The sequence below is a fragment of the Streptomyces nanshensis genome, from assembly GCF_001751255.1.
Lineage (GTDB): Bacteria > Actinomycetota > Actinomycetes > Streptomycetales > Streptomycetaceae > Streptomyces > Streptomyces nanshensis_A.
In genome coordinates this window covers 18930-42987 of the sequence record NZ_LJGW01000428.1, presented here as the reverse complement: position 1 = coordinate 42987, position 24058 = coordinate 18930, and the positions used below count along the sequence as shown (strand labels likewise).

The 24058-nt window shown below is 71.6% G+C and carries 21 protein-coding genes; 15 read left to right on the top strand and 6 right to left on the bottom strand.

The genetic code is table 11. The features are described from left to right. Positions 1–149: 149 nt before the first annotated feature. The 3 genes from AN218_RS26990 to AN218_RS26980 are packed head-to-tail and all read left to right on the top strand — an operon-like array spanning position 150 to position 3003. On the top strand, positions 150–1031 hold the full coding sequence (locus tag AN218_RS26990) for a carbon-nitrogen hydrolase family protein (RefSeq protein ID WP_070019713.1): 882 nt from the start codon (positions 150–152) through the stop codon (positions 1029–1031). Continuing rightward, on the top strand, positions 1028–1861 hold the full coding sequence (locus AN218_RS26985) for a carbon-nitrogen hydrolase family protein (protein WP_070019712.1): 834 nt from the start codon (positions 1028–1030) through the stop codon (positions 1859–1861). The genes AN218_RS26990 and AN218_RS26985 overlap by 4 nt, the downstream gene beginning before the upstream one ends. Then, complete coding sequence (locus AN218_RS26980) at positions 1858–3003, top strand: MSMEG_0565 family glycosyltransferase (RefSeq protein WP_070019711.1); 1146 nt, start codon at positions 1858–1860, stop codon at positions 3001–3003. Before AN218_RS26985 ends, AN218_RS26980 begins: the two co-directional genes overlap by 4 nt. A 163-nt stretch (positions 3004–3166) precedes the next feature. Here AN218_RS26980 and AN218_RS26975 read toward each other — a convergent pair whose 3' ends face one another. Further along, positions 3167–3595: a YunG family protein gene (locus AN218_RS26975; protein ID WP_070019710.1), complete on the bottom strand. Its 429-nt coding sequence runs from the start codon at positions 3593–3595 to the stop codon at positions 3167–3169. Between the two features lie 498 nt (positions 3596–4093). On the opposite strand from AN218_RS26975, the gene AN218_RS26970 reads away from it, so the two are divergent. Continuing rightward, the gene (locus AN218_RS26970) at positions 4094–5332 is read left to right on the top strand and encodes an MFS transporter (RefSeq protein WP_070019709.1); all 1239 of its coding nucleotides are present in this window, start codon (positions 4094–4096) and stop codon (positions 5330–5332) included. A 114-nt stretch (positions 5333–5446) separates the two neighbouring features. Here the strand turns inward: AN218_RS26970 and AN218_RS26965 are convergent, their stop codons facing one another. The 5 genes from AN218_RS26965 to AN218_RS26945 form a co-directional block, all read right to left on the bottom strand. Beyond that, positions 5447–6235 carry a polysaccharide lyase family 7 protein gene (locus AN218_RS26965; protein WP_079132636.1) on the bottom strand — a complete coding sequence of 263 codons (789 nt, stop codon included), beginning with the start codon at positions 6233–6235 and terminating at the stop codon, positions 5447–5449. 174 nt (positions 6236–6409) lie between these two features. After that, on the bottom strand, positions 6410–7231 hold the full coding sequence (locus AN218_RS26960) for an amino acid ABC transporter ATP-binding protein (protein WP_070019723.1): 822 nt from the start codon (positions 7229–7231) through the stop codon (positions 6410–6412). Positions 7232–7309: 78 nt separating this feature from the next. Continuing rightward, positions 7310–8095, bottom strand: coding sequence for an amino acid ABC transporter permease (locus tag AN218_RS26955; RefSeq protein ID WP_070019708.1), 786 nt, complete (start codon positions 8093–8095; stop codon positions 7310–7312). A gap of 134 nt (positions 8096–8229) precedes the next feature. Beyond that, complete coding sequence (locus AN218_RS26950; RefSeq protein ID WP_244900738.1) at positions 8230–9039, bottom strand: basic amino acid ABC transporter substrate-binding protein; 810 nt, start codon at positions 9037–9039, stop codon at positions 8230–8232. Between the two features lie 306 nt (positions 9040–9345). Next, complete coding sequence (locus tag AN218_RS26945) at positions 9346–9942, bottom strand: cupin domain-containing protein (RefSeq protein WP_244900736.1); 597 nt, start codon at positions 9940–9942, stop codon at positions 9346–9348. 276 nt (positions 9943–10218) lie between these two features. Between AN218_RS26945 and AN218_RS26940 the strand changes: the two genes are divergently transcribed. The 11 genes from AN218_RS26940 to AN218_RS26890 all read left to right on the top strand — a co-directional run bounded on the left by AN218_RS26940 (position 10219) and on the right by AN218_RS26890 (position 23991). Then, complete coding sequence (locus AN218_RS26940) at positions 10219–10683, top strand: RrF2 family transcriptional regulator (protein WP_079132635.1); 465 nt, start codon at positions 10219–10221, stop codon at positions 10681–10683. Then, on the top strand, positions 10680–11627 hold the full coding sequence (locus AN218_RS26935; protein WP_070019705.1) for a DsbA family oxidoreductase: 948 nt from the start codon (positions 10680–10682) through the stop codon (positions 11625–11627). Before AN218_RS26940 ends, AN218_RS26935 begins: the two co-directional genes overlap by 4 nt. Positions 11628–12324: 697 nt before the next feature. Continuing rightward, a complete protein-coding gene (locus AN218_RS26930; protein WP_079132634.1) occupies positions 12325–13905 on the top strand; it encodes an ABC transporter substrate-binding protein in 1581 nt (526 codons plus the stop codon). After that, positions 13902–15008, top strand: coding sequence for an ABC transporter permease (locus tag AN218_RS26925; protein WP_079132633.1), 1107 nt, complete (start codon positions 13902–13904; stop codon positions 15006–15008). The genes AN218_RS26930 and AN218_RS26925 overlap by 4 nt, the downstream gene beginning before the upstream one ends. Further along, complete coding sequence (locus AN218_RS26920) at positions 15005–15958, top strand: ABC transporter permease (RefSeq protein ID WP_079132632.1); 954 nt, start codon at positions 15005–15007, stop codon at positions 15956–15958. Before AN218_RS26925 ends, AN218_RS26920 begins: the two co-directional genes overlap by 4 nt. Continuing rightward, positions 15942–17210, top strand: a complete 1269-nt coding sequence (locus AN218_RS26915; protein ID WP_079132631.1) for an oligopeptide/dipeptide ABC transporter ATP-binding protein — start codon at positions 15942–15944, stop codon at positions 17208–17210. The genes AN218_RS26920 and AN218_RS26915 overlap by 17 nt, the downstream gene beginning before the upstream one ends. Next, on the top strand, positions 17207–18322 hold the full coding sequence (locus tag AN218_RS26910) for an oligopeptide/dipeptide ABC transporter ATP-binding protein (RefSeq protein ID WP_070019703.1): 1116 nt from the start codon (positions 17207–17209) through the stop codon (positions 18320–18322). The genes AN218_RS26915 and AN218_RS26910 overlap by 4 nt, the downstream gene beginning before the upstream one ends. Beyond that, entirely contained in the window at positions 18322–20790 is a 2469-nt protein-coding gene (locus tag AN218_RS26905; RefSeq protein ID WP_079132630.1) for a molybdopterin-dependent oxidoreductase, read from the top strand. Before AN218_RS26910 ends, AN218_RS26905 begins: the two co-directional genes overlap by 1 nt. Beyond that, complete coding sequence (locus AN218_RS26900) at positions 20787–22010, top strand: acyl-CoA dehydrogenase family protein (protein WP_171908811.1); 1224 nt, start codon at positions 20787–20789, stop codon at positions 22008–22010. Before AN218_RS26905 ends, AN218_RS26900 begins: the two co-directional genes overlap by 4 nt. Further along, on the top strand, positions 22007–23194 hold the full coding sequence (locus tag AN218_RS26895; RefSeq protein ID WP_070019701.1) for an LLM class flavin-dependent oxidoreductase: 1188 nt from the start codon (positions 22007–22009) through the stop codon (positions 23192–23194). The genes AN218_RS26900 and AN218_RS26895 overlap by 4 nt, the downstream gene beginning before the upstream one ends. Then, positions 23194–23991 carry an alpha/beta hydrolase gene (locus AN218_RS26890; RefSeq protein ID WP_070019700.1) on the top strand — a complete coding sequence of 266 codons (798 nt, stop codon included), beginning with the start codon at positions 23194–23196 and terminating at the stop codon, positions 23989–23991. Before AN218_RS26895 ends, AN218_RS26890 begins: the two co-directional genes overlap by 1 nt. Positions 23992–24058: the final 67 nt, after the last annotated feature.

Here is a 24058-nt window from a genome sequence, read left to right as displayed (position 1 = left end):
TCGCCCCCGCCGGCCGCGGGGCCCGCCGTCAGCCGCGCCTGCGGCAGCCTGCGGCCGGGGACCGGCGTCGTACTGCGCTGGCCGGACGGAGAGACCACCGAGGCGGTCACCGGGGCGGTGACCGGCATGGCAACCGGAACGGAGACGACATGAGCACCGTACGACTGGCCGCGGTCTCCGCGGAGTTCGGCCGTGATCTGGAGGAGGACTTCGCGGTCGCCGAGCGGCTGATCAAGGAGGCCCGCGCCGACGGGGCCCAGCTCCTGGCGCTGCCCGAGGCATGCCTCGGCGGCTACCTCCTCAGCCTCGACGGGGGCGGAAGCCTCGACGCGGACGGGCGGGGAGCGGACCCGGGGCCGCCGCCGCTCGCCCCCGACGGCCCCGAGATCCGTCGGCTGGCGGCCCTCGCCGGGGACATGACCGTCATCGCGGGCTACTGCGAGACGGACGGCACCTCTCGCTACAACAGCGTGGTGTGCGTGAGCGGCGACGGCGTCCTGGGCAACCACCGCAAGGTCCACCAGCCGCTGAGCGAGGACGCCGACTACGCCTCGGGCGACGGATTCGCGGCCTTCGACACCCCGGTCGGCCGGATCGGCATGCTGATCTGCTACGACAAGGCGTTCCCGGAGGCCGCCCGCGAACTCGCCCTGGACGGGGCCGAGATCGGCGTCTGCGTCTCGGCCTGGCCCGCGGCGCGTACCGATCCCGCGCCCGACCTCTCCGAGGACCGCTGGAAGCGGCGCTTCGACCTCTTCGACCGCGCGCGGGCCCTGGAGAACCAGATGGTGTGGCTCTCGGCGAACCAGTCGGGCACGTTCGGCTCGCTGCGCTTCGTGGGCAGCGCCAAAGTCGTCGGCCCCGGAGGCGATCTCCTGGCCGGGACCGGCGTCGGGGCGGGCATCGCCGCCGCCGAACTCGACGTCGCCGAGGCCCTGGAGACCGCCCGCCGCTCCATGGGCCATCTCAGGGACCGCCGCCCCGACGCCTACCCGGCCCTCTCCGCCACCACGGGAGCTGCCGCCCGATGAGGACGATCCGGATCGCGGCCGCCGCCGCGCACTTCGGCCGCGACCTGGACTTCGACCTGGCAAGGATCGCGAAGCTGATCGACGACGCGCGAAGCAGCGGCGCAGCGCTGCTCGTGCTGCCCGACGCCGCTCTCGGGGGCTACCTGGCCGACCTGCGCCACCCGGACCCGGAGGCGCTGCCCCCCGCGCTCAAGCCGGACGACCCGCTGATCCTCCAAGTCGCCCGGCTCGCAGCCGAGATGGTGGTCTGCGTCGGCTACTGCGAGGACGGCGGCGACGAACGCTACAACGCGGCCGTCTGCGTCAGCGGCGACGGCGTACTCGGGCGGCACCGCAAGGTCCACCTGCCCGCCGGCGAGACCACCGCCTATGCGCCCGGCGACCGCTTCGACGCCTTCGACACCCCGGCGGGCCGCGTCGGCATGCTCATCGACTACGACAAGACCTTCCCGGAGTCCGCCCGCAGCCTCTCCCTCGACGGCGCGCAGATCCTCGCCTGCCTGTCCGCCTGGCCCACGAGCATCACCAACCGTGCGCCGCGCATGCACCAGGACCGCCAGGCGAAGCTGTTCGACCTGTACGACATGGCGCGCGCCGCCGAGAACCAGGTCTGCCTCGCCTCGTCCAACCAGACCGGCGCGATGGGCGGCATGCGGTTCCTCGGCCAGGCCAAGGTCGTCGGGCCCGGCGGCGACGTCCTCGCCCGCACCTGGTCCAAGGCAGGCGTCGCGGTCGCGGAACTCGACGTCGCAGCAGAGATCGACACCGCCCGCCGCGTACTGCGCCACCTCGACGAGCGAAGGCCGCCCGCGTACCGGGGGCACACATGACGCTCTCGGTCGCCCTGCTCAGCTACTCCACCAAGCCGCGCGGCGGCGTGGTGCACACGCTCGCCCTCGCCGAAGCGCTGGCGGCCGCGGGAGCGCGGGTCGCCGTCTGGACCCTCGGACGGGACGGCGACAAGGGCTTCTTCCGGCCCGTCGACCCTGCCGTGGAACTGCGGATCGTGCCCTTCCCCGACGGACCGCCGGAGGAGACCGTCGGGGAGCGCGTCCTGCGCTCCATCGACGTGCTCCGCGAAGCGTTCGACCCCGACGGCTACGACATCGTCCACGCGCAGGACTGCATCAGCGCCAACGCGGCCGGGCGCTGCGTGCGCACCGTCCACCATCTCGACGACTTCACGACTCCCGAACTGGCCGCCTGCCACGAGCGGGCCGTCGTCGACCCGTACGCGCGCATCTGCGTCTCCCGCGCCGTCGCGGACGAACTGGCCGACGGCTGGGGCATCGAGGCCGAGGTCATCCCCAACGGCGTCGACCACGACCGGTTCGCCGCCACGGACCCCGCCGCCCGCGCGAAGTGGCGGGAGCGGCTGGGCCGTTACGTGCTGACGGTCGGCGGCATCGAACCGCGCAAGGGCTCCCTCGACCTGCTGGAGGCGTACGCGCTGCTGCACGAACGGCTCCCCGGGCTGCGCCTGGTGATCGCGGGCGGCGAGACCCTCTTCGACTACCGTGACTACCGGGCCCGTTGGCAGGAACGCGCGGCGCAGCTCGGCGTCGAACCCGTCGTCCTCGGTGCCGTCCCCGACAGCGAACTGCCGCCCCTCGTCGCGGCAGCCGACGCCTTCGCCTTCCCCTCGACCAAGGAGGGCTTCGGGCTCGCCGCCATGGAGGCCCTCTCCGCAGGCGTACCGCTGGTGGTACGTGATCTCCCCGTACTGCGCGAGGTCTTCGGCTCCGCCGCACGTTTCGGAGCGACCGCACACGACCTTGCGGACGAACTGGCCGCGGCGATGGCCGTCGCCGACCCGGACCGAAGGGACGCGGGCCACGCCCTCGCGGCCCGCCACACCTGGCCGGCTGCCGCCGACCGTCATCTGTCCTTCTACCGCTCACTTCTCCGGGAGGCAGGCCGCACACGGGGGACTTGCTCGTCCTCGGCCGGCCTTCTGCGGGGGCGCCGGTAGACGATGGCTGAATCCGTTGACGGCACGTCTGCCGGGGTGACATGACGTCCACGGACCTTCCGACTCTCCGCTGCCGTCGTCGACCGCCTCGCTTCAACGGCACCTCGTCGAGACCGGCACTAGCTCCTATCGCCTCGCCGCGCCCGGCACGAACCGAGCAGGTTCAAACCGGCTGACTACGTGCGGCAGCAGAGGCCGTCCCCTGCTGGTTGTTGAGCTTCTCCATGACCCGTTCGTGGAGAAGCTCGTACTCCTCGCGGAGCCGGCGCCACTCGGTCACGGGCGGACGAGGGATGACGACGCCGCTGGTGACGGTCTCCTCGGGTCCGAACTGCTCGCGGGTGAGGTCGATCTCAATGCCCATGCCCAGGCGGTTCCACCAGTGGAAGTCCACTTGCTTTCCGTTCACGTGGACCTCTCCTCGGATCAGCTCGCCTCCCAGCAGGTCGTTGAGGACCATGGCGGTCACCCCGCACTGGTCCCGAGCCGGATTGTCTTCGGTCCATCGTGATCTGAACTCAGGGGTGCAGGTCTCCGCACTCCAACTGCTGCGAAGGGCCTGTTCGACGTCGGCGAGAAGTAACGGTGGCATGCCGGCGATCCTGCCAGCCCACACTGACAACGATCAGATGCTGCGGCACACATACGGCTGCTGCTTTCGACACTGACCGACATCCCAAGGCCCGTAAGGGGCCCCACCCGCCGCCCAAAGACACGACGCCGTCCGTCGAAACCGTGGAACGGAGCGGGTTGTTGGTCGGCAGGGACTTGCCGCGCAGAGTCCGTCGTCGCGTATGCAGCGGTGGGCACTGCTGGCGAGGACTCGCCTGTCGTTCTCCCGCCTCCCTACCGGTCGCCAACTCTGGGAGAGCATCGCGACTTTGGAAACTCAACTCTTCAGTGAGCCATGGGGGCACTTCGCGGGTGGGCTCAACGACGCGGGTCAGAGCGCTCGTTCGTTCTCCCGGCCCGTTTCTGTGAGGAGCGTCGTGGCGGGGACGGTCTTCATCTGTCGCATTGGCCTTGCTCCTGCAAATAATATGCAACAAGCTGTGCGGGTCCTTACCGGTCCGTCCAGTGGAGCCGCTGCATGCGTCACCTCGTGCCGACAGCCGGGCCGCAACGTGTCCTGGCCGCCTCGAACTTCGTGTACACCATCGGCAGCGGCCTCTTCCTCACCGCCGGAGTGCTCTACTTCACGCAGGCGGTCCGTCTCCCGGCCCACCAGGTCGGGCTCGGGCTCAGCGTCGCGGGTCTCGTCTCGCTCGCTCTGGGCATCGCCGTCGGTCATCTGGCCGACCGGATCGGAGCGCGCGGTGTCCACGCGGCCACCCTCGTCGTGCAGGCAGTGGCCACGGCCGGATTCGTACTCGCGGACAGCTTCTGGTTATTCGTGCTCGCGGTCAGCGTCGCCACCGGGGCGAAGGCGGCCGGCAATGCGGCTCGCAGCCCGCTCATCAGGTACTACGGAGGCGATCGTCCGCAGGAGTTCCGCGGCTATCTGCGCGCCGTGACCAATGTCGGGATCTCTCTCGGCGCTCTGCTCGCGGGCTGGGTCGTCCAGGTCGGCACCCTTACCGCCTACCAGCTCCTGGTCATGGGCAATGCCGTCGCGTTCGTCGCGGCTGCGGCGATCCTGGTCTTCCTGCCGCCGGTCGAGCCGAATCCCGTTGCCGGAGGCCCCCGTTGGGTCGGACTACGGGACAGGCCCTATCTGCTCATCACGGGCCTCGACGGCATCATGGCCGTCCAGTTCAAGGTCCTCACGGTGGCCGTTCCGCTCTGGCTGGTCGCGGCCACCACCGCTCCGCACTGGCTCATCTCGGGCACCATGCTCACCAACACGCTGATCGTCGTCGCCTTCCAGGTCCGTGTCAGCCGTGGCGTCGATTCCGTCCGTGCCGGTGCCGGCGCCTACCGGCTAGCAGGCGCGGCCTTTCTCGTCTCCTGCTCCCTGATCTCGCTGTCCGCGGGTGTCCCCGCATGGGCGGCCGCCACGCTTCTCCTTGCGGCGGTGGTCGTTCATGCGGTCGGCGAACTCTGGCATTCCGCCGGAGGTTTCGAGGTCTCCTTCGTCCTCGCGCCCGAGCGCGCCACCGGTCAGTACCTCGGTGTCTTCGGCCTGGGCGCCGGCCTTGCGGAAGCCGTCGGACCCGCCTTTCTCATCGCCCTCTGCATCACCTGGGGACGCCCGGGGTGGTACGTCGTCGGGGCGCTCTTCCTTCTGACCGGCCTGCTGGCGCCGCCTGCCGTCCGCTGGGCGGAACGCCGGAAGCCCTCCGCCCGGACACCGCAACCGCTCGGTGCGCAGCGGGCGCCGGCTCCCTGAACCCCGGCCCGCCCGCTCCGCACCCGGCACTCGGCACCCGTCGCCCCGTTCCGTGCCGACCCGAACTGGTCCTGCACCCAGGGGTGTTGGGAGCGTCCGCTCGGCGAGAAACGCTCAGCCGTGGGAGACGTCCAGGCCGTAGAAGCCGACGCGTGCGCCCTTCTCGGTGCTGTCGGAGGAGGACTGGTTGTAGGAACCGGCCTTGAAGTACTGGTTGTACTGGTCGAAGGACGACGGGATCTTGTAGTGCGTCGTGCTGTCGTTGACCTTCAGGTCGATCGTGTCGCCGCCGGAGACGCCGATCGAGTAGCTCCACGTCTTGCCGACCGGCACATTGCCCACGTCGTGCAGGGTCTGACCGCCGTCGGGCGAGTTCTCGGTGCCGAGCGCGATGTCGCCGTTGGAGCGGTAGTACAGCTCTACCAGCGGCTTGGTGGACGGGCCGCCGCTGCCGAGGTGGATCTGTCCCACGCACACGTTCGAAGTCACCGACACCACACGCAACGTCGCCTCAAGGCGATGCGAGCCGTCGAGCGACCAGTCGGCGGGGCTGCCGTCCTTGTCGGTCTCGCGCAGCTCGGAGCGGGCGTACTTGGAGTTGGGGGTGTGGACGCCCTTCTCCGGCGCCCAGAAGGTCATCGCACCGTCTTTGCCGTCGGTGTAGAAGTACGAGTCCTGGAAGCCGTCCGCGCCCTGGAGCTTCGAGGAGGGGATGGTGGTCGGCGAATCCGGGGAGCCCACCGGCTCCTGGAGTTCCCAGGTCGACAGGTCGAAGTTTCCCCCGGGCGCGGTGTCCGGGTCGGCTGCGGGGCCCGCGTGGGCGTTGGCGCCGCCGAACACGGCGAGGGTGCCTGCCAAGCCCGCGGCGGTGAGAACGGCGATGAGTTTGGACCGGGACGTCATGGGGGCCTCCGGCGCTCAGAGTTGTGGGGGGACTGGACGCGCTAGGTCTAGTCCAAAGTGCGGCAACTCTAAGTACGGCCCGAGGAATCGTCAACAAACTTTACAGAAAGGGCTTGCTGCGAGGGCGAGTTGGGCGAGCGACCAGGCAATCCCCGGCGCTCGCGCTCACGTTCCTCAGCCCCGTAGCGCGTCGCCCTCCGTGGCCGCTGCCCCCGTCTCCGCTTCCGCCTCCGCTTCCGCCTCCGTGCCGGCCTCCGTCACCGACGCCGCCGCCGGGTCGAGCACCCGGGAGAGGAAGGTGCGGGTGCGCTGGTGCTGTGGGTCGCCGATGACGCGGGTCGGGGGACCCTCCTCGACGATGACGCCGCCGTCCATGAAGACCACGCGGTCCGCCACTTCGCGGGCGAAGCTCATCTCGTGGGTGACGACCATCATCGTCATGCCCTCGTCGGCGAGGCGGCGCATGACGGCGAGGACGTCGCCGACGAGTTCGGGGTCGAGCGCGGAGGTCGGCTCGTCGAAGAGCATCAACTCCGGTTCCATGGACAGCGCGCGGGCGATGGCCACGCGCTGCTGCTGGCCGCCGGAGAGCTGGGCGGGGTAGGCCGACTCCTTCTCGGAGACCCCCACGCGCCGCAGATTGGCCCGGCCGATGCGCCGGGCCTCGTCCTTCGTACGTCCGAGGACGCGCCGCTGGGCGATGGTCAGATTGTCCAGCACGGACAGGTGCGGGAAGAGGTTGAAGCTCTGGAAGACCATGCCGATGCGGCGCCGGACGCGGTCGATGTCCACGTCGGGGTCGGTCAGTTCGGTGCCGGAGAGGGCGACGGTGCCCGCCGTCGGCTCCTCCAGGAGGTTCACGCACCGCAGCAGCGTCGACTTGCCGGAGCCGGACGGGCCGATGACGCACACGACTTCACCGGGGCGCACCGTGAAGTCGATGCCCTTGAGGACTTCGAGCTCGCCGAAGGACTTGTGCAGTCCCTCGACGCGGATCGCGGCCTCGTCCGCCTTCTCTTCGGCTGCTGTCGTCTTCTGGTCGGCCGCCGTCGTCTTGTGCTCGCTCACCGTCGCTCACCTGGCCTTCGCGGTACGGGCCTCGAGCCGCCGGACGAGATGGCCGAGCGGGAGGGTGATGATCAGGTAGCACAGCCCGGCGACGAGGATCGGCGTCAGGCTGCGGTTCTCGTTCAGCGCGTCACGACCGAACTTGGCCAGCTCGTACTGGCCGAGGGAGAGACCGAGCAGATAGACCAGCGAGGAGTCCTTGGTCAGCAGGATCAACTCGTTGGTCAGCGGCGGCAGAACGATACGGAACGCCTGCGGGATGACTATCGAGCGCATCGCGCGGCCCTGCGACATCCCCAGCGAACGGGCCGCCTCCACCTGCCCCTTGGGCACGGCCTGGATGCCGGCCCTGATGGTCTCCGCCATGTACGCGGCGCCGACGAGGCCGAGGGCGAGCATCACCGTGACGTACTGGTTGATGACGACCTGGAAGGCGATCGGGACGCCGAAGCCGAGCGCGATGAAGACCAGCAGCGCGGGGACGCCGCGGAAGAACTCGATGTACGCGGTCGCCAGCCACCGGTAGGGCGGCACCGACGACAGCCGCATCAGCGCCAGGATCAGGCCCAGCGCCAGGCCGAAGCCGAACCCGAGCAGGGTGTAGACGACGGTGTTGACCAGGGCGGTGGTGATGATGTCGGGGAACTGGGCCTGTGCGACGTCGAGATCGAAGAAGGCGCGGCGTATCTCGCCCCAGTTCGCGCCGAAGGCGACGGCGGCCACGACGAGAGCCAGTACCCCGTACTGGACGCCCCGGACGGCCCGCGTCCGCTGCCGGCGGGACATGGACATGTGGTGTGCAACTCCTCAACTGGTGCCTGCCCGGCGGTACTTCCACCGGCCGACGGGTCCCGGTTCCGCGTCCCGGTCCCGCGTCCCGGTTCCGCGTCCCGGTTCCGCGTCCGGTGTCCGGGCGGTTCGGGCGGCTACTTCTTGGGCGCGGTGCCGAACCACTTCTTGTAGATCTTGTCGTACGTGCCGTCCGACTTGGCCTTCTTCAGCGTCTCGTCGATCTGCTTGCGCAGGGCGGAGTTTCCCTTGCGTACGCCGAAGCCGTACTGCTCGCCCGTGTCGAACTCGGCCGTGACCTCCGTGTCCGGGTTCTTCTTGACGTAGTCGTAGAGCACGCCGTTGTCGTTGATGCCCGCGGCGACCTGGCCGGACTTGACCGCGGTGAGCAGCAGCGCGACGTCCTCGAACTGGACGAGTTCGACGCCCTTCGGTGCCTTCTTCTTGGCGTACTCCTCGCCGGTGGTGGAGGCCTGGACGCCCAGCTTCTTGCCCTTGAGGTCCTTGAGCGAGGAGTACTTCGCGCCCTTCTTGGCGATCAGGGCCTGGGTGGCGTCGAAGTACGGCGTGGAGAAGTCCAGGTTCTTCTTGCGTACGTCGTTGATCGTCATGCCGGCGGCGGCCGCGTCGCACTTGTTGGCGTTGAGGTCCTCGCCGGACTGGATGCCCTCCCAGGGGGTGTCCACGATCTTCTGGTCGACCTTGAGCTTGTCGGCCACCAGGTCCAGCATGTCGACGTCGAAGCCGACGATCTTGCCCGACTTCTTGAACTGGAAGGGCGCGTAGGGCAGATGCGTACACACCGTCAGCTTGTCCTGCGCGACGAGCTGGACTCCCGAGCCTCCCGAACCGGAGGACTTGGTGCTGGTACAGCCGGCCACCAGGCCGGACGCCAGGACGAGGGGGAGAACCACCGCGACCGGACGGAGCGGAGTACGCGCAGACACCTGTGAGCCTCCAGAGGATTGGTCGGCGAAGCCGCGCCGGAAAAGGCGAGTCGCGCTGCATCCTTGCATCACGCGCCCGGCGTTGTCGCTGCCGGAAGAGTTGCGACCGGATAACGAACCATTGAACGCCCTGGTGAGCGGCGTGATTCACAGGAGAGCGTCGGCTTCAGTGAAACACGGCGAAACAGTCCGGCAACATGAATCCAGGCGTGCGCCGACTGCCCAACTCGCGGATTTCGTCTGAGGAATTCCCTTTTTCGTGCTGATTTCCGTGCCGGTAATCGGGCGCGGAATTCTCCGTCGTCTTCAGTGCCCCGGGCCGTCCGGTCCGTCCTCGCGGCCGTGGACGTACAGATGGGGAAGGTTGACGACGATGGCCTCCTGGGTGCTGCGGGCGATCACCACGACGGCTTCCTCGTCCGCGTCGGGGTTCTCCTCGCGGTGCGGGACGTACGGGGGGACGAAGACGTAGTCGCCCGGCGAGGTGCGCAGCCGCACCTCCTCCGGGGTGCCGTTCGTGTCGTCGAGGAAGACGAACTCGGGGTGGCCGCTGACGACATGGATCGCCGTCTCCGAAGCGCCGTGGTGGTGGTCGGAGGACGCGGTGGCCGGGGCGACGTGTGTCTGCCCCATCCAGATGCGCTCCGAGCCCACCGACTGCCCGCTGACGGCCGCGAACCGGCGCATCCCGCCGCTCTGTGCGGTGTCGCCGTCCAAGGCGTCGGCCCGGATGTGGTGCAGCCGGGCGCGCAGCGGCAGTGTGCTGCCGGCCTCGCTGTCGTCCGGCAGATCGGGGTGGAAACCGTCCGGCTGCGCACCGGGGGGATCGCCGGGCTGGGACGACCTGGACTGGGACGACCCGTGCTGCGACGACTCGGGCTGGGACGACGTGGACGGGGCCATGGGACTCCTGCTCCTCGTGCGGGGTGGCGGCTGCCGGGCGCCGGCGCCGGGTGCCGAAACAGGGGCGGGGCCGGGGGTGTTGACGGGGACGGCGGCCGGGTGTGCCGACTGCGATGGCTCCGGATGTCTCCCGTCCCGGCCCGGTGCGAGGGCACGGCGTGACCGTAGAGACCGCCGCGAATGGATGTCAAGATGTGTCCATTACCGCCGAGCTGGACCTTTGTTCTCGCGGGCGGTGATCGCATGACAGCGGAACGCTCCAGGAAGACGGTGACGATGCACATCTCGGCCAAGGCGGACTACGCGGTGCGCGCGCTCGTCGAACTCGCCGCGGACAGCGCGCAGCCGCAGACCTGTGAGGGGATAGCCACGACGCAGGGAATCCCGTTCAGGTTCCTCAAGTCGGTCTTCCGCGACCTGCGGAGTGCCGGTCTCGTCCGCAGCCAGCGGGGCTGCGAGGGCGGTTACTGGCTGGGGCGCGACGCCGGCACGATCACGGTCGCCGAGGTGATGCGGGCGGTCGACGGCGAGTTCTTCACCCTGCGCGGTGAGCGCCTGGACGATGTGACCTACCCCGGCACGGCGCGGCGGCTGCCGGACACCTGGCGTGCGGTCGAGGCCGCCGCGGACGGGATTCTCGGGACGGTGACCCTGGCGGACCTGGTGGAGGCGGAGCCCGCCGGGACGTACGAGCCGGGTGGGGGCACGGGACCCGACGCCGCGGCGGCGGTGACCGTATGACGGGCGATGCGGCGCCGACCGCCGTACGCGCCGGACGGGCCGGCCGGTCCGGAGAGGCCGAACAGGCCGTACAAGTCACGGAGTTCACCGATCCGGCGTGCCCGTGGGCCTGGGGCTCGGAGCCCGCGCTCCGGCTGCTGCGCCACACCCTGGGTCAACGGGCCGCCTGGCGCCGCGTGTTCGGCATCCTCTTCGAGGAGGACGACGATCCGCCGCCGGACGCCGACGCGGAGACACGCTGGTACGAGGGCTTCGTCGCGGACGTCGCCGCCCACACTGGCGCTCCGTTCGCCCTGCCGCTGCGCCGGGTGACCCGTACGAGCCTGCCCGCCTCACAGGCCGCACGGGCGGCGGAGGTTCAGGGGCCGGACGTCGCGGAGCGCGTGCTGCGCAGGCTCCGCGAGGCGATGTTCGTCCTGGGCGCTCCCGTCGACGAGCCGGACGGCGTACGGGAGGTCGTACGGGGAGTCCCCGGCCTCGATGTGGACGCGCTGCTGAGCGAGGCCGCCGCCCCGCGTACCCGCGACTCGGTCGAACGGGACTGGAGCGAGACGCGGCAACCCCCGCGCGAAATCCTGGAGTTGGACGCGCCCGGTCCGCACAGTGGCAAGGCGAAGCTTCACAACGACCGGTACCGGTACGCCCTGCCGACGGTGCTGTTCGAGGGGGCGGGCGGGCGCGTCTGCGTGCCGGGGTGGCGCTCCTTCGGGGAGTATCTGGACGCGGCGCGTACGGCCGCCGCGGCGCCGCTTCCCGGTCCTTCGACGGTCGGTGCCGACGAGGCGCTCGGCCGCTGGCGCAGTCTGACCCTGCCGGAGTTCACGGCGCTCACCGGCCGTGCCGAGCCGCCCGCCGGGGCGGTACGCGTGGAGACCGCGGGCGGTCCGCTCTGGCTCCACCCCGACGAGGCGCGCGTCCATCCCGTGACGGCGCTCAGCGCGTGACGTGCGCGCCCTCGGCTCAGGACCTGACGTCCGCCCCATACGGATCCTTCTCAACGGCGTGGCGCCTGCGCCCAGTTCGTGAATGCCCAGGTCGGCGCGGTCTCGGACAATGAGACACCTCTAGGTGTCCATTGACAGGGTCCTGCCGCCTCGCGAAGATGTCGGCATGCAATCGACGCACCCCGGTGTGGTCTGCCGCTACGTGGATTACCTGCGTACCTCCAGCGCGCTCTGTCGCTGAACCTTCCACGGCTCCCGCAGACGTGCCCGCCCAGCGCCCCGTCCCTCCCTCGTACGGCTTCGCACCGTGCGGACCGGGACGGATGAACTACGGGCCGCGGCCGTCCAGTTGAGCCGTTCGCCGAGCCGTCGCGCACCACTCCGGCACTGACGGGTCCCGCGCTCTCGCGTGGCCCGGCGCCACGGGTCGCGTGCGTCCGCTCCTCCCTCTCGTCAGGGTCCGGCCGTTCTCCAGGTCCCGGGCCTTCTCCCAGCACTCACCCCGCGGGCGGTCGCCGTCGTGCGCCGTCTGCCTGCCCGGTTTCTCCATGCGTGCTCCCCGCCCGCATGCCCACCGCTCCGCCGACTGCTGTCCGAACCCGTTCCGTTGCGGCCCCGCCTCGTCGCATCGCGCCGGCGACACGAGGTGCTCCGGATCCGGACGCACAGCACAAGGTGACGAAAGGCGACACCGCCCATGCAGAACTTCCCGAACTCCCCGGCCCGACCGGCCGGCCGGCTGCCCTCGCCGGGCGGTCCGGACCGGCGGTCCTTCCTCGGCCTGTCCCTCGGGGCGGGCGCCGCACTCGTCCTGTCGGCCTGCGGAGGTGAGTCCACCGAGTCCGGAAGCGGAGCGGGCGGAACCCTCAAATGGGGCTGGGACCTGCCGACTTCATGGGACCCGGTCACCTCCTCGGCCGGCTGGGACGTGCACTCCCTCTCCCTCGTCTACTCCGGACTGACCAAGCTGGGGCCCGGCGGCGAGGCCGTGCCGGGGCTCGCCGAGTCCTGGAAGTACAACAAGGAAGGCACCTCCGTCAGCTTCACCCTCCGCAAGGGGCTGCGCTTCAGCGACGGTTCACCGCTGACGGCACAGGAGGTGAAGAAGAGCATCGAGCGGGGCCGCGACGACCAGAAGTCACTCATCGCCTCGCAGCTCGTCGGCTTCGAGAAGGTCACCGCTCCCGACGCGCACACGGTCACCGTCGACCTGGCGGCGCCCGACTTCCAGATCCCCACCCTCCTCGCCGGAAAGACGGGGATGGTCGTCGACCCCAAGGTGTTCGAGAAGGATCCGGGCAGTCTCGCCACCGAGCCGGCCGGCTCCGGGCCGTACACGCTCTCCTCGTACGTGGAGAACTCCAAGGCGGTCCTGCGCCGCAATTCCGGCTACTGGGACGCGAAGCACACCACGGTGGAGAACTTCGAGCTCTATCCGCGCCCGGAGGCCTCCACGGTCGTCGCCTCGCTCAAGTCCGGCCAGTACAACGTCGCGGAGATACCGGGCAGCCAGGTCAAGGCGGCCCGTGCCGCCGGGCTGAAGGTCCAGGTCATCCCCTCGATGGTGATCGCCGTACTGGACGTGCACAACAAGAAGGAGCCCTACACCGACCCCGACGTCGTGCTCGCCCTCAAGCACGCGATCGACCGCGAAGAGCTGCTGAAAACGGCCGCGTTCGGGTACGGAGAGGTCGTCCGTCAGCCGTTCCCCAGCGGATACGTCGGCCATGACCCGGAGTTGGAGAAGCTCTTCCCCTACGACCCGGCCAAGGCCAGGAAGCTGCTCGCCAAGGCCGGATACGGCGAAGGCGACGAGCTGGAGCTGACCCTCACCACCCAAGAGGCCGAGGGCGCCTCGGAGTTGATCCAGGCGCAGCTCAAGAAGGTCGGCGTCAAGGCGAAGATCGAGACCATCCCGGAGGCCCGCGCCACCCAGATCGTCTACGTACAGCGCAAGAAGGGGCTGTACCTGGACAAGTTCGCGGGGCGGGACTCGGCCACCCAGGCGTTCCAGGTGCTCTTCGGCAAGGAAGGGCTGATGAACCCGGGACGTACCACCTCGCCGGAGCTGGAGAAGGCGCTGGAGGTCGTACGGCGCACACCGCTGGAGTCCGACGACTACCCGCGCGTCCTGCGCGAGGCCACGTCCGCCGCCGTGCGGCGCATGCCGAACGTCTTCCTCTACACGATGCCGCGCATCCTGGCGCGCAACCCCTCGGTCTCGAAGATCCCCGAGTTCTCCGTCGTCCAGCGCTTCGAGGGAGTCACCGTCTCATGACCGCGCCGGCTCTGACGGGCGCGGACGCACAGGACACCGGGGCGGGTGCCGGACCGGGCGCCGGGCCGGCGTCCCTCAACTGGCGTGCCACGGGCCTGAGATGGCTGATCGCCGCCCCCGGCCGCTTCGGGCGCTTCGCCGCCGTCACCGGCACGGTCTTCCTGCTGGCCACGCTGCTGACGTTCGCGCTGGGGGCGATGTCCGACGCGAACCCGGCCGCCGCCGTGCTCGGCGACAACGCCACGGACGCCGACATCGCCCGCGTCGAGGCGCAGTTCGGCCTCGACCGGCCCCTGTACGTGCAGTATCTGAGCTGGCTGGGCAACGCGCTCACCGGCGACCTGGGGGTGTCCTGGTTCACCGGGGCGCCGGTGGCCGACAGCGTCGTCCAGGCCCTGCCGGTCGATCTGTCCATCGCCGGACTCGCCCTGCTGCTGGCCGTGTTGACGGGCGCGGGCTCGGGCGTCGCGGCGGCCCTGAACAACGGCGGACGGATCGACCGTGCGGTCACCCTCGTGTGCTCGGTGCTGGCGACCCTGCCGCCGTTCCTCATCGGGATCGTGCTGATCGTCGTCTTCGCGGTGCAGCTCAAAGCGCTGCCCACGGGCGGATATGTGCCGATCGAGGACGGCGTGGGGAGCTGGCTGCGGTTCGCGATCCTGCCGGCCTTCGCGCTGAGCCTGGACGCGGCCGCCTCCATCGCCCGGCAGTTGCGTACGTCCCTGGTGGGCGCCCTGCGCGAGAACTATGTGACCGGGGCGCGGATGCGCGGATTCTCGCAGAGCCGCGTGGTGTTCGGGCATGCGCTGCGCAACGCCGCCGGTCCGGCGCTGACCGTGCTCGGCGTCAGCGTGCCGGTGATCCTGGGCGGCGCCGTCGTCACCGAGAAGATCTTCAACCTTCCCGGGATCGCCCAACTCTCCCTGGACTCCGCGGAACAGCACGATGTGCCCGTCGTACAGGGCACGTTGCTGGTGACCATCGGGGTCGTGCTCGTGGCGAGCATCGCGGTCAACGCGGCGCTCGCGGCCCTCAACCCCGCGGCCCGGCGCGGAAGTCGGGGCGGTCGCGGACCCCGTGCGGCGGAGGGGGGCTCGCCGTGAAGACGATCAGCCGCAGTTGGCGACTGCGTTCCGCGCGCCTCGCGCTGGCGGCCCTCGCCGTGGTCGCGCTGTGCGCCGCGCTCGGAGGCGTATTGGCGCCGCACGATCCGCTCGCCCAGCATCCGTCCGACATGCTCCAGGGGCCGAGCCTCCAACACCCGCTGGGAACCGACTACTTGGGGCGCGACGTCGCCAGCCGCCTGCTCGCGGGCACCGGGCTGTCGGTAGCCGGGGCGCTGGAGTCCGTCGGTGCGGCGATGGTGATCGGCGCCCTGCCGGGCGTGGCCTCCGCATGGTTCGGCCGGGCGCTCGAATGGGGAGCGCTGCGGGCCGCCGACACCTTGATGATCATGCCGTTCACCGTCTTCGCGATCGCCGTCGTCGGCGCGCTCGGCAACGGAATGCACCAGGCGATGCTGGCCCTGGGCCTGCTGTTCGCGCCGCTGTACTTCCGCGTCACCAGGGCCGCCGCGCTGGGTCTGAAGCAGGCGCAGTACGTGGAGGCCGCCGAACTCATGGGCGCCTCGCGCCGGTGGGTCCTGCGCGTCCACGTCTGGGGCAAGGTGCTGCCGACCGTCGCGGTCACCACCGCGCAGGCGATCGGCCAAGCCCTGCTCGTCGTCTCGTCGTTGACCTTCCTCGGCCTCGGCGTACAGCCTCCCGCGCCCACCTGGGGAGGCATGCTCGCCTCCGACCTCGGCTATCTGGCGCAGCAGCCCTGGGCGCCGCTGATCCCGGGCGCCGCCATCATGATCACGGTCGGGGCGCTGAACATCCTCGCGGACGCGATCCGCGACAGCACCGGGGCCGGGAGCGGTACGGCGGGGGCGGCGGGTGCCGCGTCCGTGTCACGTGCGGCCGCCGGTACGCCCAAGTCCCCTGGTTCTTCTGCTTCTCAGCCGCACGCAGTCCGTACGGGGGAGGTACCCGCCGATGTCCCGACCGCCTGAGACCGCCGCGCCGGCCCGCACCGCGTCAGCCGCTCATGGGCCCGTACCGCCCGTGCTGTCGGTCGACGGGCTGCATGTCACCGTCGGCGGGCCCGAACGCGTCGAGGCCGTACGCGAGGTGAGCCTGACCATCGGCCCCGGCGAAGCCGTCGGACTGGTGGGGGAGTCGGGCAGCGGCAAGAGCCTCACCTGCCGGTCGGTGCTCGGAGTGCTGCCTCCCGGCTGCGCGGTGGCGGACGGCAGCATCGTGCTCGACGGCGACGAACCGGCCGAACTCACCGCGCTCACACCCAAGGAGTGGGAGTCCGTACGCGGCCGGCGCCTCGGTGCCGTCTTCCAGGACCCGGCCTCGTATCTCAACCCCTCGCTCACCGTGGGCCGTCAGCTCTCCGAGCAGCTCCGCGTCGGACGCGGTCTCTCCCGAACGGCCGCCCACAGCCGAGCCGTTGACCTCTTCGCGGCCGTCGGGCTGCACGGGCCCGGCGCGATCTACCACCGGTATCCGCACGAGCTGTCCGGCGGCATGCTGCAACGGGTGCTGATCGCCATAGCGATCGCCTGCGAACCCGAACTCCTCATCGCCGACGAGGCCACCACCGCGCTGGACGTCGTCGTACAGGCCGAGATCCTCGAACTGCTCCAGCGGCTGCGCTCCGAACAGGGACTCGCGCTGCTGCTGGTCACCCACGACCTGGCGGTCGTCGCACGGAGCTGCGACCGGATCCTGGTGATGTACGCGGGCGAGATCGTCGAGGAGGGGCCCACCGCCGACGTCCTCGCCGCCCCCGCGCACCCCTACACCGAGGCCCTGTTGCGGGTGGCCTCGACCGCGGAGGCCGGGACGGGCGCACTGGAGACCATCCCGGGCGGTGCGCCCGAGACCGGTGCGGAGCTGCCCGGCTGCCGCTTCGCCGAGCGCTGCCCGTACGCCGACGCGGAGTGCCTGGCCGGGCCGGTCGCGACGCGGCTGGTGGAGCCGGGCCGACGGGCGCGCTGCGTACGGCCCGCGGGGCAGCCCTCGGGACGGAGGCAGGACGCCGGGGCCGCCGCGTCCGCGGAAAACCCCTCCGCGGAAAACCCCTCCGCGGAAAACCCCTCCGCGGAAAACCCCTCCGCGGAAAACCCCTCCGCGGAAAACCCCTCCGCGGAGAACCCCTCCGCAGGGAACGTCTCCGGCGCGGACGCGACAGCCGGGACCGGTGCGACGACGGCCGGGACTCCCGAGCCCGAACCGGAAGGGAGCCGCGTGTGACCACCGTCTCCGAAGTCCCGCCCGGCACCGGCGAGTCGCCGACGGACGCCACGACGCGGCAGCAGCGACAGGAACCGCTGCTGAGGGTGGAGGGCCTGTCGGTCTCGTACGGACGCCGTGCCACCGCCCGCCGCCGCGAGGGCAGCACCCGTGTGCTGTCCGGCGTCGATCTGGCCGTGCGCCCGGGGGAGATCGTCGGCATCATCGGCGAGACCGGATCGGGCAAGACCACGCTGGCCCGCGCCGTCGTCGGTCTGAAGCGGCCGGACGCCGGGCGGATCGCCTTCGACGGACGCGATCTGACCCGGCTGGCCGGACGCGGACTGCGCGCGTTCCGCCGCTCAGGACAGCTCCAGTACATGTTCCAGGACCCGTTGCGCTCCCTGGACCCGGAGTCGACGGTGCGCCAGACCGTCGCCGAACCGCTCGCCGTCGCCGGCACACTCACCCGGGACGAACGCGAGGAGCGCGTCACCGAGGCGCTCACGCTCGTGGGTCTCGACGCCGGCGAACTGGGCGCCCGCACCCCGGGCCTGATCTCCGGCGGTCAGCGTCAACGCGTCGCGCTGGCCCGTGCGTTGGTGACCCGGCCCCGGCTGCTGCTGACCGACGAACCGGTCAGCGCCCTCGACGCCTCCAACCGCAACCTCGTGCTGTCGCTGCTGGACCGGCTGCGGCGGGAGCTGGGCCTCGCCGTCGTCGTCATCTCGCACGACCTCGGCTCGCTCGCCGGAATCGCCGACCGTGTCGCGGTGCTCTACCGGGGCCGCCTGGTCGAGCAGGGCCGCACCGCCGACGTACTGGAGCGGCCCCGCCATCCGTACACGGCGCTGCTCACCGCCTCGGCGCCCAGCGTGCGGCGTGAACCGCGGCTGCTGCCCGCCCTGTTGCGCGTACCGGCGAGCCGGGAGCCGTGGCCGGAGGACGAGGGATGTGTCTTCGCGCCGCGCTGCCGGTTCGCCGCTCCCGAGTGCCGCGACGAGCCCGCCGCGACCGTCGTGGACGAGCCGGACCCGTCCGGCACCGACACAGATACCGGCACCGCCACCGGCACGGAACGCGCCACCGTCGCCTGCCACCGGGCCGCCGACTGGCGTGCGGAGCTCGGCTGATGGACGTTCCGACGACCTCCCATTGGGGAGCTTCCCGTGTGCGCGTACGGGCCGACGGCTCCGTGTCGATGCGGGCGCACCCGGAGGACCCCGCGCCCTCCCCGCTGCTGCGCGGCGCCGAGGACGCGCTGCGCGACCCGGCCCGGGTGCGGCGTCCGGCGGTACGCCGCGGCTGGCTGGAGCACGGCCCGGGACCGACAGAGCGCCGCGGCAGCGACCCCTTCGTGGAGGTGTCCTGGGACGAGGCGCTGGAGCTGGCGGCGGGCGAACTCGCCCGCGTACGGGAGGAGTTCGGCCCGCAGGCCGTCTTCGGCGGTTCCTACGGCTGGGCGTCGGCCGGACGCTTCCACCATGCGCAGAGCCAACTGCACCGATTCCTGGCGCAGTTCGGCGGCTACACCGCCTCCCGCAACTCCTACAGCCTGGGTGCCTCGCTCGTGCTGCTGCCCCGCCTCGTCGGTGCGGACGGAGCCCAGGCGGTGCTGCGCTCCGCCTCCAGTTGGCCGACGATCGCCCGACACACCGAGCTCATCGTGGCGTTCGGCGGGATGCCCGCCAAGAACGTGCACGTCAACCCCGGCGGCGTCACCCGGCACCGGACACGGGGACGACTGGAGACCCTCGCGGAGAGCGGTACCCGCGTGGTGCTCGTCAGCCCGCTGCGTACGGATCTGCCGGCGCGGCTGCACGCCGACTGGCTGCCTGTCAGGCCCGCCACCGACACGGCGCTGCTCCTCGGCCTGGCCCACACCCTGCTCGCCGAGGACCTCTACGACCGCGCCTTCCTGGAGCGCGCCACCACCGGCTTCGGCACCTGGGCCGGATATCTGGACGGCAGCGCCGACGGAGTCCCCAAGGACGCGGTCTGGGCGGCCGAACGGTGCGGGATCGACGCACACGACATCCGGTCCCTCGCCCGCAGGATGGCCGCCTCCCGCACGCTGATCACCGTCACCTGGTCGCTTCAGCGGGCCCGTTACGGAGAGCAGCCCGTGTGGGCCGCTCTCGCCCTGGCCGCGATGCTCGGCCAGATCGGGCTGCCCGGGGCGGGCTTCGGCCACGGCTACGGTTCCATGGCGGACGTCGGCGACCACGGCCCGCAGCTCGGCCTTCCCCGGCTGCCCCAAGTCCCCAACCCCGTCGAGGAGTTCATCCCCTGCGCACGGATCGCCGACATGCTGCTGGGGCCTGGCGAGGGGTACGACTATGACGGCGAGCGGCGTACGTACCCCGACATCCGCCTCGTCCACTGGGCCGGCGGCAACCCGTTCCATCACCACCAGGACCTCGGGCGGCTGCGGCGGGCCTTCGGGCGTCCGGAGACGGTTCTCGTCCAGGAGCCCTACTGGACCTCGACGGCCCGGCACGCCGACATCGTGCTCCCGGCCACCACGCCGCTGGAGCGCGAGGACGTCGGCGCGGGCCGCCGTGACACCCACCTCATCGCCATGCACCGTCTCGCCGCGCCCGTCGGGGAGGCACGCGACGACCACGCCATCCTGGCCGGTCTCGCCGAACGCCTCGGCTTCGCCGGGCAGTTCACCGAAGGGCGCACGGTGCGGCAGTGGCTTGAGCATCTGTACGGACGGTGGCGGGACGGCCTGCGCGCGCCGCGCGACGGCGTACCGGGCGTTCGTGGCGTGCTTGACGTGCCGGAGTTCGAGGAGTTCTGGGCGGCGGGGGAGTACCGACTCCCCGACGGGCCACGGGAGTTCACCCTCTTCGAGGACTTCCGCCGCGATCCCCGGCAGGCCCCGCTGGGCACCCCGAGCGGCCGCATCGAGATCACCTCGGCCGCCGTCGCGGCCCTCGGCCTGGACGACTGCCCCGGACATCCCGCCTGGATCGAACCCGCCGCCGACGCCGGATCCGGCGACCGGAGCGAGGACGCCGGCCAGGGCGAAGCCGGCCGGCATCCCCTCGTCCTGATCGCCAATCAGCCCGAGTCCCGGCTGCACAGCCAGCACGACGGAGGCCCGGTCAGCCTCGGCGGCAAGGTCGCCGGACGCGAACCCCTCACGGTCCACCCGGACGACGCCGCGGCCCGCGGCATCCACGCCGGGGACGTCGTCCGCGTCTTCAACGACCGGGGAGCCGTGCTCGCCGGCGCCGTGATCTCCGACGCGGTGCGACCGGGGGTGCTGCGGCTGCCCGTCGGCGCCTGGTTCGACCCGGTGCCCGACCCCGTACGGGAGGCGGCGGGAGAGCCCGGCGCCCTGCTGTGCGTGCACGGCAACCCCAACACCCTCACCGCGGACGTGCCCACCTCCCGTCTGACCCAGGGATGCACGGGTCAGCACGCGCTCGTACAGGCCGAGCGGTACCAGGGCCGTCCGCCGCCCGTGGCCGTACGGGAGCCGCCACCGCTGCTCGACGGAGCCCGCATACCGCGGCACCGGCACCCGCACCGGCGACCGCACGAGCACCGTCAACGCCCCCGCCCCGCCGACCGGTTGGAGAATCCGTGACCACCGCCACCGAACGCACCGGCCCGTCCGGACGGGCGCTGCTCCCGCCGTGGGAGCCAGGCCGCCTGCCCGAGGTGACCCGCGCGCTCGCCGGGCGCGCCGACGGCCACGACCGCGACGGGTCCTTCCCGCACGAGGGCTTCGCCCTCGTCCACGACGCGGGACTGCTCACCGCCACCGTCGCCGCCCGCCACGGCGGACCCGAGGCGGGCCTCGCCGACACCGTGCGGATCCTGCGCGCCCTCGGGGCGGGCGACCCGTCCGTCGCCCTCGTCACCGCCATGACGCTCTTCACCCACGCCGCGGAGACCCGTACGCCGGGCTGGCCCGCCGCCGCGTACGGGGACCTCCTCGACGAGGCGGCCGTGCGCCCCACGCTGCTCAACGCGCTGCGCGTGGAACCCGAACTCGGCAGCCCCGTACGCGGAGGGCTTCCGGCCACCATCGCCCGGCGCAGCGGCGGCAGTTGGGCGCTGAGCGGACGCAAGATCTACTCGACGGGAGCCGTCGGCCTCAGCAGGATGCTGGTCTTCGCCCGTACGGACGAGGATCCGGTACGCGTGGGCACCTTCCTCGTACGCGGCGACAGCCCCGGTGTGCGGGTGGAGGAGACCTGGGACCACGTGGGGCTGCGCGCCAGCCGCAGCGACGACGTGATCCTCGACGCGGTGCACGTGCCGTCGCAGGACGTGCTGGGCCTCGCCGAACCCGGCGAGATCCCCGGCGCGCGGCCCGATCCGGTGACCGGCGCCTGGAACGCGCTCGGACTCACCGCCCTCTATCTCGGCGTCGCCGGTGCGGCCCGCGACTGGCTCGCCGGCTTCCTCCATGAACGCGTCCCCGCGTCGCTGGGCAGGCCGCTGGCCTCGGTGCCCCGGTTCGAGACGGCCGTCGGAGAGATCGAAACCGCGCTCTTCGGCGCCGACACCCTGGTCGACGCACTCGCCGCACGCGTCGACGCGGGCGATCCGGAGGCCGCCGCGCGGGCCGGCGCTGCCAAGCTGCTGGGCACCCGCGCCGCCGTCTCCGCCGTCGAGGAGGCCGTCCGGCTCGTCGGCAACCACGGCCTGACCAAGGCGAATCCACTCCAGCGGCACTACCGCGACGTGCTCTGCAGCCGCGTACACACCCCGCAGGACGACTCCATCCTCACCGACACCGGCCGCGCCGTCCTCAGCAGGCACGAGCCGGCCACCGCACCGAAAGGCAGCCGATCATGAGCGCCTCCGCGCCCTCGCCCTCGACCTCGCCCTCCGCACCCGCGTCGCCCTCGTCCGTCGAGTTCATCGGCATGATCGCCACCCGGGACGCATCCGAGACCCGGCCCGCCGCCGGGCCGCCGATCGACCCCGACTACACCACGCGCTTCGCCCGTGCCCACGAGGACGCGGGCTTCGACCGCGTCCTCATCGGCTACAGCTCCAGCAGGCCCGACGGCACCCAGGTCGCCGCCCATGTCGCCGCCCGTACCGAGCGGTTGGGCCTGCTCGTCGCGCACCGGCCCGGATTCGTCGCCCCCACGCTCGCGGCGCGCAGCTTCGCCACGCTGGACCAGTTCACCGGCGGACGCGTCGCCGTCCACACCATCACCGGCGGCAACGACACCGAGCAGCGCCGCGACGGCGACTATCTGACGAAGGACGAGCGCTACGCGCGCACCGACGAATACCTCACCGTCCTGCGCCGCGCCTGGAGTTCGGCCGAGCCCTTCAGCTACGAGGGCACCCACTACCACTTCGAGGACTACGGCTCCGAGGTGCTTCCCGTACGGGAGACCGGCATCCCGCTCTACTTCGGCGGCTCCTCCGACGCCGCCTACCGCGTGGGCGGACGGCACGCCGACACCTTCGCGCTGTGGGGCGAGCCGCTCGCCGAGACCGCCGGGCAGATCGCCGCGGTGCGCGCCGCGGCCGAGGCCGCCGGACGCGCTCAACCACCCTCCATCAGCGTCTCGTTCCGGCCGATCCTCGGCCCCACCGAGGAACTGGCCTGGGAACGCGCCCACCGCATCCTGGAGACCATCAACAGCGGTGCGGGACGGCCCTTCTTCGACCAGGCACGGCACCACACCGCGGGCGAGGCCCCGCAGAACGCCGGTTCGCAGCGGCTGCTGGCCGCCGCCGCCAAGGGCGACCTGCACGACCGCGCCCTGTGGACGCCGACGGCCACCGCCAGCGGGGCGGGAGGCAACACCACCGCGCTCGTCGGCACGCCCGAGACCGTCGCCGCGGCCCTTCTGGACTACGTCGACATCGGCGTCACCACGCTTCTCATCCGCGGCTACGACCCGCTGGACGACGCCATCGACTACGGACGTCACCTCATTCCGCTCGTCCGTCAGGAACTCGCCCACCGCGCGGCCACCCGGCGCCCGGCAGCCGCCCTCGCCGGCGGGAGCCTGTGATGACGACGACCGCCGGCCTCACCGGCGCCGCCGGCGGCACCACGCACACCTGGGAGCCGCCGTCCGGCATCGCGCCCCGCGGCACGCTGCTGGTCTTCCCCGGCAGAGGCGAACACGGCCGTGTCTACGAGCGGTTCGGGCTGCGTCTGGCCGCCGACGGCTACGTCGTACACGCCCTGGGCAGCACACCCGGACTCGACGCGACGTCGGCGCTCGCCCTGGCGACCGCGCTCGCGGGGCCCGAACCCGCCGTTCCCGTCGTCCTCGTCGGCAGCGACACCGGAGCCCTCCAGGCGCTCCAGACCGTGGCGACCGCCGACCCCGGGCTCCCCGTCGAGGGCGTCATCCTGGCCGGGACCGCGCCGACGGCGGCGGCGCCCGGACCACCCCAGGACGCCGAGGGCGGCCCCGAGCCGCAGGACGGCTGGGAGTGGGAACTCGCCGCGCGTACCGCCTGTCCCACCCATCGCCGGCGCCTGACCGACGACGCGGCCTTCGTACGGGGGCAGTTGACGACAAACGTGCCCGCGCATCTGCTCGACGCGGCACGGCCCGCGCTGCCGGCTCTGCTGCTGCACGGTGAGGCCGACCCGGTGACGCCGCCGGAGGAGATACGCGAACTGGCGGCCCAACTGCCCAGGGCCACCTTGGCGGTTCTGCACGACGGCCTGCACGACGTCCTCAACGACGCGGCACACCGCACGATCGCCGCGGCGGTGGTGCAGTGGCTGGAACGGCTGCGCACCGACCGTTCGATGAGCCCGCTGCTGACCGTCGAGTCCGAGCCCGGCCGATGAGCGGGCCTCCACCGCTGCGGACGGCGGCACGGACGCGCGTACGGCACTCCGGCGGCACTCCACCGCG